7 protein-coding genes and 2 tRNA genes are annotated in these 7,578 nt (G+C 72.5%); 2 read left to right on the top strand and 7 right to left on the bottom strand.

The features are described 5' to 3' along the window. Positions 1-148: 148 nt before the first annotated feature. The 4 genes from ACFY2K_RS39470 to ACFY2K_RS39455 all read right to left on the bottom strand — a co-directional run bounded on the left by ACFY2K_RS39470 (position 149) and on the right by ACFY2K_RS39455 (position 3,518). Positions 149-811 carry an ATP-dependent Clp protease proteolytic subunit gene (locus ACFY2K_RS39470; RefSeq protein WP_375893090.1) on the bottom strand — a complete coding sequence of 221 codons (663 nt, stop codon included), beginning with the start codon at positions 809-811 and terminating at the stop codon, positions 149-151. Between the two features lie 56 nt (positions 812-867). Beyond that, positions 868-1,482 (bottom strand): ATP-dependent Clp protease proteolytic subunit, encoded by a 615-nt coding sequence (locus ACFY2K_RS39465; RefSeq protein ID WP_329931219.1) that lies wholly within the window; start codon positions 1,480-1,482, stop codon positions 868-870. Between the two features lie 278 nt (positions 1,483-1,760). Then, complete coding sequence (gene tig / locus ACFY2K_RS39460; RefSeq protein ID WP_380403547.1) at positions 1,761-3,149, bottom strand: trigger factor; 1,389 nt, start codon at positions 3,147-3,149, stop codon at positions 1,761-1,763. Positions 3,150-3,444: 295 nt separating this feature from the next. Continuing rightward, a tRNA-Pro gene (locus ACFY2K_RS39455) sits at positions 3,445-3,518 on the bottom strand. 170 nt (positions 3,519-3,688) lie between these two features. On the opposite strand from ACFY2K_RS39455, the gene ACFY2K_RS39450 reads away from it, so the two are divergent. Then, positions 3,689-3,759, top strand: a tRNA-Gly gene (locus ACFY2K_RS39450). A gap of 67 nt (positions 3,760-3,826) precedes the next feature. On the opposite strand, the gene ACFY2K_RS39445 is transcribed toward ACFY2K_RS39450, so the two are convergent. Next, positions 3,827-4,387: a hypothetical protein gene (locus ACFY2K_RS39445; protein ID WP_380524789.1), complete on the bottom strand. Its 561-nt coding sequence runs from the start codon at positions 4,385-4,387 to the stop codon at positions 3,827-3,829. A 240-nt stretch (positions 4,388-4,627) separates the two neighbouring features. Between ACFY2K_RS39445 and ACFY2K_RS39440 the strand changes: the two genes are divergently transcribed. Continuing rightward, positions 4,628-5,371 carry a DUF6348 family protein gene (locus ACFY2K_RS39440; RefSeq protein WP_375893084.1) on the top strand — a complete coding sequence of 248 codons (744 nt, stop codon included), beginning with the start codon at positions 4,628-4,630 and terminating at the stop codon, positions 5,369-5,371. A gap of 55 nt (positions 5,372-5,426) precedes the next feature. On the opposite strand, the gene ACFY2K_RS39435 is transcribed toward ACFY2K_RS39440, so the two are convergent. Together ACFY2K_RS39435 and ACFY2K_RS39430 are read right to left on the bottom strand one after the other, a co-directional pair. Then, positions 5,427-5,624, bottom strand: coding sequence for a hypothetical protein (locus ACFY2K_RS39435; protein WP_188304780.1), 198 nt, complete (start codon positions 5,622-5,624; stop codon positions 5,427-5,429). 478 nt (positions 5,625-6,102) lie between these two features. Next, positions 6,103-7,329: a PP2C family protein-serine/threonine phosphatase gene (locus ACFY2K_RS39430; protein WP_375893082.1), complete on the bottom strand. Its 1,227-nt coding sequence runs from the start codon at positions 7,327-7,329 to the stop codon at positions 6,103-6,105. Between the last annotated feature and the right edge of the window lie 249 nt (positions 7,330-7,578).

Genomic DNA, 7,578 nt, shown 5'->3' with positions numbered 1-7,578 from the left:
TGGGCGGGGCGCGTTTTCCCGACCTGTCGGGGGGTTCGCCCCACCGCCGGGGGCTATTTTAACCCCCCCGGGGGGCGCCCCCGCCCCCCCCGCGGGGGGGGGGGGGGCCCCCCACCGGGGGGCCCCCCCCCCCCCGACGGAACCGGCCTCAGGAGGTCAGCGAGGTCTTGCGGGTCGAGATGATCTGGTCCACCAGGCCGTACTCCAGGGCCTCCTCGGCGGTCAGGATCTTGTCGCGCTCGATGTCCTCGCGCACCTGCTCCACCGGCTTGTTGGAGTGCTTGGAGAGCATCTGCTCCAGCTGCTCGCGCATCCGGAAGATCTCCTTGGCCTGGATCTCCAGGTCGGACACCTGGCCGCGGCCGGTCTCGGTGTACGGCTGGTGGATCAGGATGCGGGCGTTCGGCAGCGCCATCCGCTTGCCGGGGGTGCCGGCGGCGAGCAGCACGGCCGCGGCGGAGGCCGCCTGGCCCATGCAGACCGTGGTGATGTCCGGCTTGACGTACTGCATGGTGTCGTAGATGGCCGTCAGGGCCGTGAACGAGCCGCCGGGCGAGTTGATGTACATCTGGATCTCGCGGTCCGGGTCCATCGACTCCAGGCACAGCAGCTGCGCCATGATGTCGTTCGCCGAGACGTCGTCGACCTGCGAGCCGAGGAAGATGATGCGCTCCTCGAACAGCTTGGCGTACGGGTCGTACTCGCGGATGCCCTGCGTGGTGCGCTCGACGAAGCGCGGGACGATGTAGCGACCCTCGGCGCGCATGTCCTCGACGCGGGCCTTGGCGGCCGACAGGCTGGGGATGTTCATGGGGGTTCTTGTCCTCCGGGGCGTTGTGGCTGTGGTCTCGTGGGCCGGGCCGAGGCTCAGGCGCCCGTGCCGCCGCCGCCGGGGACGTCCGCGGCGCTGTGCATGATCGCGTCGATGAGGCCGTACTCCAGGGCCTCCTCCGGGGTGAACCAGCGGTCGCGGTCGGAGTCCCGGGTGATCTGCTCGAAGGACTGGCCGCTGTGGAAGGCGATCAGCTCGGACATCCGCTTCTTGGTGCGGAGCAGCTGCTCGGCCTGGATGCGGATGTCCGTGGCGGAGCCGCCGAGGCCCGCGGAGGGCTGGTGCATCAGGATGTTGGCGTTCGGCAGCGAGAAGCGCTTGCCCTTGGCGCCGGCGGTCAGCAGGAACTGACCCATCGAGGCGGCCATGCCCATGGCGATGGTGACGACGTCGTTCTTGATGTACTGCATGGTGTCGTAGATCGCCATGCCCGCCGAGATCGAGCCGCCCGGGGAGTTGATGTAGAGGAAGATGTCCTTCTCGGGGTCCGCGGCCAGCAGCAGCAGCTGCGCGGTGATCTTGTTGGCGATGTCGTCGTCGACCTGCTGGCCGAGGAAGATGATCCGCTCGTTGAGCAGCCGGTTGTAGACCTGGTCACCCAGGCCGCCGAGCACGTCACCAGAGGCGGCGTGCGGCGCCATCGGGCCCATCTGCATCTGCGGGAACGTCACTTAGCCACCTGCTCAGTCGATGTGGACGGTCGCCGGGCGGCCGTCACGGTGTCGCACAGCTTCCGGGTATCACGTCGTGATTGTTGCTGTCCAAGGACCCTAACGCGCAGGCCCGGCCGCAGAATCCCTCACGCAGAACTGTTCGCTGTGAGCGCAGGGTCGCGGGGGCACCCGGGTGCGCGGTGGGACGACGACGGGCCCGGACGCCGTAGCGGCGTCCGGGCCCGTTGCAGCGCCTCAGGGGGCTACCGGGGCACTCAGGCCTCGGTGCTCTCCTCGGTCTTCTCCTCGGCGGCGGCCTCGACGGTCTCGGCCGTCTCGTCCTCGTCGTCGAAGTTGATCTCGTTGCCCTCGGTGTCGACGACCTTGGCGGCCTCGACCACGGTGGCCAGCGCCTTGCCGCGGGCGACCTCGCCGACCAGCAGCGGAACCTGACCGCCCTGGACGACCTGCTGGGCGAACTGGTCCGGGGTGAGGCCGGAGCCGGCCGCACGGCGGATGAGGTGCTCGGTGAGCTCCTCCTGGTTGACCCCCAGCTCCTCGTTGGCGACGATCTGGTCCAGGACGAACTGGGTCTTGATGCCCTTCTTCGCCTGCTCCTCGATCTCCGCCTCCCACTCCTCGCGGGACTTGCCCTGGGTCTCCAGGTAGGTGTCGATGTTCAGACCCATCGGCTCGAGCTGGTGGTGCTCGAGGTTGTGCTTGCGGGTCTCGATCTCGTCCTTCAGGAGCTTCTCGGGGTACTCGATCTCAACCAGCGTGAGCAGCGCGTCGAGGACCTTCTCCTGGGCCTGGGTGGCCTGGTCGTACTCCTTCATGCGCTCCAGGCGCTTGCGGGAGTCGGCACGCAGGTCCTCCAGGCTGTCGAACTCGCTGGCCAGCTGGGCGAACTCGTCGTCCAGCTCCGGCAGCTCCTTCTCCTGGACGGCCGTGACGGTGACGGTGACCTCGGAGGTCTTGCCGGCCTGGGTGCCACCCTTGAGCTCGGTCTCGAAGGTCTTCTCCGCGCCGGCCGACAGGCCGAGCACGGCCTCGTCGATGCCGTCGATGAGGCGGCCCGAGCCGATCTCGTAGCTGACGCCCGTGGCGGTGCCGTCGTCCGGCACCTCGCCGTCGACCTTGGCGATCAGGTCGACGACCACGATGTCGCCCTCGGCGGCGGCGCGCTCGACGTCCTTGACCGAGGAGAAGCGCTCGCGCAGCTGCTCGAGGGACTTCTCGATGTCCTCGTCGGAGACGACGATCGGGTCGACGGTCACCTCGATGGAGGAGAACTCCGGCAGGGTGATCTCCGGGCGGATGTCCACCTCGGCGGTGAACTTGAGGTCACCACCGTCGGCGATCTTCTCGACACCCTCGATGTTGGTGATGTCGGGCTGGCCGAGGACCTCGATCTTGCCCTCGTCGACGGCCTGCGTGTAGAAGCGCGGCAGGGCGTCGTTGACGGCCTCCTCCAGCACGGCACCGCGGCCGAAGCGCTGGTCGATGACGCGAGCCGGGATCTTGCCCTTGCGGAAGCCCGGAACCGTGACCTGCTGGTTGATCTTCTTGTACGCCGCGTCGAGGCTGGGCTTGAGCTCCTCGAAGGGCACCTCGACGGTGAGTCGAACCCGGGTCGGGTTCAGAGTCTCGACGGCGCTCTTCACGGTTAGGTCTCCTAGGGGCTTGCGGTCAGGTTGTCTCCGCCCGGCCCGCACGCCCGGCCGGAGCCGGTACGGGTGGGTCGGACGAGACGGGCGATGGGCGGTTGGAGCTGCATCTCCCGTGTGGGTGGACGGTGAGCTTGACTCCTCGCCCTCGGGCGGTTGACCTGGGTTGACGCCACAGGGACTACCGCCAGCGCCCCATCCTACCGGTACCACGAAAGGCGGACGCCAGGCGCCACCGTACCGCCCGAACAGAACAGGGCCCCGCCCCGGTGGGCGAGACCCTGCCGCACTGTCGGGGTGACCGGATTCGAACCGACGGCCTTCCGCTCCCAAAGCGGACGCGCTACCAAACTGCGCCACACCCCGTGGTGCCGAGAGGAAGCGTACACGCCGGGCCTGTACGGCTCGTCGACTTATTCGGGGCACGGCGGGAGCATCGCGGAAGGGGGTGCGCGCGGAGTGCGGTGTGCACGGAAGGGACCGGAGCGGGTACGCTGTCCCCCGAACTTCCGACCGGGAACGGTCGGCGGCTTCGCGCGGGTGTAGCTCAATGGTAGAGCCCTAGTCTTCCAAACTAGTCACGCGAGTTCGATTCTCGTCACCCGCTCTTCCGGCCCGGCCCCGGTGCGCCCAGCGCACCGGGGCCGTCGGCGTTCCCGGGCCCGTGCGGCGCCTCAGAGCCCCAGCCGGGCGGCCCGGGCGGCGGCCCGGTCGAGCAGCAGGTGGACGTCGCCCTCCCGGGTGGCGGGGCGGTCGTTGTACTCGTCCGGGGAGCGCGCCGGGCGGCCGGTGGCGTGCAGCACCTCCATCAGCTGGACCCGGCCGGCCCGCACGGTCGCCGGGGTGCCGTAGCCGTACGCCAGGACGGCGGCCTGGGCGCCGAGCAGGCAGACCCGCCCGGTGGCGTCCCACATCGCGCCCTGCAGCCAGCCGTGGACGCCGATGTAGCGGGAGGCGAGCCGCAGGTGGTCGGCGGCGGTGACCGGGACGGGCCGGGCGGGGCGGCGCAGCGCCCGGTCGAGCAGGGTGGCCCGGGGCTCCGGGTGGCCGGCGTGCCAGGGGCGCAGGACGCTCCCGTAGCGGCAGACGTACGGTCCGGGGGTGCGCGCGGGGGCGGGCAGCGAGGCGAGGTAGGCCTCCACCTCGGCGACCAGGCCGGAGCCGTCCGGGCCCGCGAGCAGGTCCGCCAGGGCGGCCGGGTGGGGCACGGGGGGCGTCGGGGCGGTGCGGGCCATGCGGGCTCTCCAGGCGGGCGGCTGTCGGGTTCCGCTCCCCAAAGTGGGGCATTCCGGACAAATCCGCGACCGCAGGGAGAAGGCGTCCGCACGGTTTCCCGCACGGCGGTCGGGCCGATAGCCTCGGCGGCGTTCGAGCGCAGTTCGAGCGCGACCCGTGGCGCCGCGCTCCCGGAGTGGAGGAGTCCCGTGGGTCCGCAGGAGCGACTGGCGGTCATACAGCGCTGTGTGGTCCGGGAGATGGCACGACTGGGCCAGGACTTCCACCCGGACGGCGAGGTGGTACGCGGCCCCGGGACCACCGCGGTGGCGGTGCGCGAGCACCCCGGGGAGGACGGCGGCGCCGGGCACGTGGACCTCGGCTTCGTGCTCCACCTGGGCCGGGCGGACGCCCCGGTGGTGTGGGACTGCGCACCCGGCCTCGGCAAGACCGAGGAGGAGAAGCTCGCCAACGCGGTGAAGATGTGGGCGACCACCACCGCCTCGGTGCTGGTCGAGCTGGCCGACGGGCGCGGGATCCACGCCGACCGCCCGAACCTGCCCGAACTCCCGGGCTGGCGGGCGGTGCAGGGGCCGGCGGCGGTGTTCGGCTTCGGCAACGAGCACCTGGCGGCCTGGCTCGCCGAGCACCGGGTGCTGCCCGCGCTGGCGCCGGCCCTGGAGCGGGAGCTGACCGGGCCGGGACCGGTCGGGGTGAAGCTCTTCCTGGGCGGGAAGGCGGGCGACGACGTCGCCGAGGTCCGGGTGGGCGGCGAGGTGTCGGAGGCGGCCTCCGCGGCGCTGCGCGCGCTGGACTGGCCGCGCGGCGAACGGCTGTGCTGGGCGCGGCTGTTCGTGCTGCTGACGGCGGAGCGGGCGGCACCGGCCCCGGCCGCGCCGACGGGCGCCCCGGCACCCGTGCCGGCGCGTGCCCCGGCCCCGGCGGCGACGCGCCCCCGGGGACTGTTCGCCCGCTGGCGGGAGGCCCGGAGGGCCGGCCGGTAGCTGCTGCTCGCCCGCTCGCCTCCGGGGCGCGAGGGATCCGTCCGGCCCGGCCGGGTCAGCCCCCCGTGATGCTGGAGATGCTGTGCGCCAGGTTGGCCAGCAGGGAGTTGATGGAGGTCGCCATCGTGGTCTCGTGCAGCATGAAGCCGAACAGGGCGGCGACGATCGCGTGCGGGATCTTCAGCTGCTTGTTCCGGATGAAGATGATGCACAGGATCGCGAACAGGACCAGCGCGGAGACGGAGAGTGCCACCCGGACTCACTTCCTCGTTTCATAGCGTGGCGCCGCCGCCCGGCGGCACCTGCGAAGCCGGACCCCGGCCTGTCCGACGGTCCCGAGGCGGAATCGCGGACCGTCCGGCACAGCGCCGGCCGAGGAACGCGCACCGGCCCGCTGTCTGGTGTGCCGCACGTGTCGCCCCCCATCCCCCGAATCCTGAACAGTCCCGCCCGGACTCAGTGTGGTCGACCGTGCCGATTGCGTAAAGGTCTGACAGTCGGCCCGACGTCGACATCCTGCGCTGCGGGACGAGTTTCCGCCGACCGGGACGATAGCGGAGCCGTTCTGACGAATCGTCGGCGGGGCGCTGCTGAGCGGCCGGGAAACGCCCGGGGACGTGGAGCGGAGGTCGCGGATCCGCTCAGCCGACGGGCCGTCCGATATGGCCGAAGATCAGCTGCCAGGCTTGACACGACGGCCCTGCCGGTGGCACATGACGCGGACAGCCGCCTCAGTCGCGCCAGAGCAGCAGTACGGCCCGGTCGTCGTTGATGTCCCGGGCGACCGTCTCGATCAGCGCGCCCGCCGCGCCCGCACCGCTGCCGGGGGCGCCGCCGGGGACCAGCCGGTCGGCCTCCCCCATCAGCCGGTCCATGCCCTCGGCGAGGTCCCGGCCGGGCTCCTCGACCATGCCGTCGGTGCACAGCATCAGCACGTCGCCCCGGTTCAGCCGGCCGCGCACGCCGTCGAACTTGGCGCCGTCGTAGATCCCGAGCAGCGGGCCCTCGGCCTCCTTGATCTCCCAGCGCCCCTCGCCGGCCAGCCGCTGCATGCCCGGCAGGTGCCCGGCCGAGAGCAGTTCGTACTCGCCGCTGTCCAGGTCCAGCACCAGGTGGACGGCGGTGGCGAAGCCCTCCTCCCAGGACTGGCGCAGCAGGTAGCCGTTGGCGGCGGGCAGGAAGTCGTGCGCGGGCAGCGAGCCGACCAGGCCGCCGAAGGCGCCGGACAGCAGCAGGGCCCGCGAGCCCGCGTCCATGCCCTTGCCGGAGACGTCCGCGAGGACCACCTCCAGCAGCCGCTGGCCGGGGCCGGTGCGGGCGGCCACCACGAAGTCGCCGGAGAAGGACTGGCCGCCGGCCGGGCGCAGCGCCATGTCGGCGTGCCAGCCGGCCGGCAGCTCGGGCACCCGGCTCTGCACCCGCAGCCGCTCGCGCAGGTCGAACAGCATGGTGGAGCCGCCCCACCAGGGGACGCCGACCCGGGCCCGGAACTGGGCCAGCAGCAGGCCGCCGACCCCGGCGGCGCCGACCACCAGGGCCGCGCCGGGGGTGACGCCGTAGACGTAGGCCTCCGGGTTGTCGCTGGCGACCCGCTGGCCGGTGTGGATCACGGACTCGGCGGACAGCCCGAGGGCGGCCAGCGCGTACAGCACCACCAGGGAGCCGGGGCGCAGCAGCAGCGCGCCGGCCAGGATCGGCAGGACCAGGGTGGTGGGCGGGGCCCAGTCCGGGATCCAGATGTTGAGCAGGATCATCAGCGGGACGAGCAGGGCCAGCGCGCAGAGCACCGGCCAGTCGGCGGCGCCGCCGCGGAAGTAGTCGACACCGGCCGTGCGCAGCCTTCGGCGGGCCCGGCGGAGCCTCTTGCGCAGCCGGGCCGTCACGGGCTCGGACGCCGGGGCGGCGCCGGGCCTCGTCGCAGTCGTCTGGGGCGGTGCGCCCGGCGGTCTGCCAGCCATGGGGTCCGACCCTATCCACGGGTGCGGCCCGGCGTCGACGGTCCGGGGGCGGGCGGCGGCCCCGGCGCGCGGGCCGCTCAGCGGGTTTCGGCCGATCGGGCCGGTGGCGGGCACGCCGTCAGGAGGCGTGCGCCGGTTGGGCGTACGGCGCCGGCGGGCGGCGCGTGCGCCCCGCGTGCGCAGCTGCGGGCGCGCGGGCGCCTGTGGCCGACGACACAGCCGCCGGGGGCCGCGCGGACGGCGACGGCC

It is taken from the genome of Kitasatospora sp. NPDC001309 (assembly GCF_042896295.1).
Lineage (GTDB): Bacteria > Actinomycetota > Actinomycetes > Streptomycetales > Streptomycetaceae > Kitasatospora.
The sequence above is the reverse complement of the archived record's forward strand: the minus strand, read 5'-3'. Positions and strand labels throughout refer to the sequence as shown.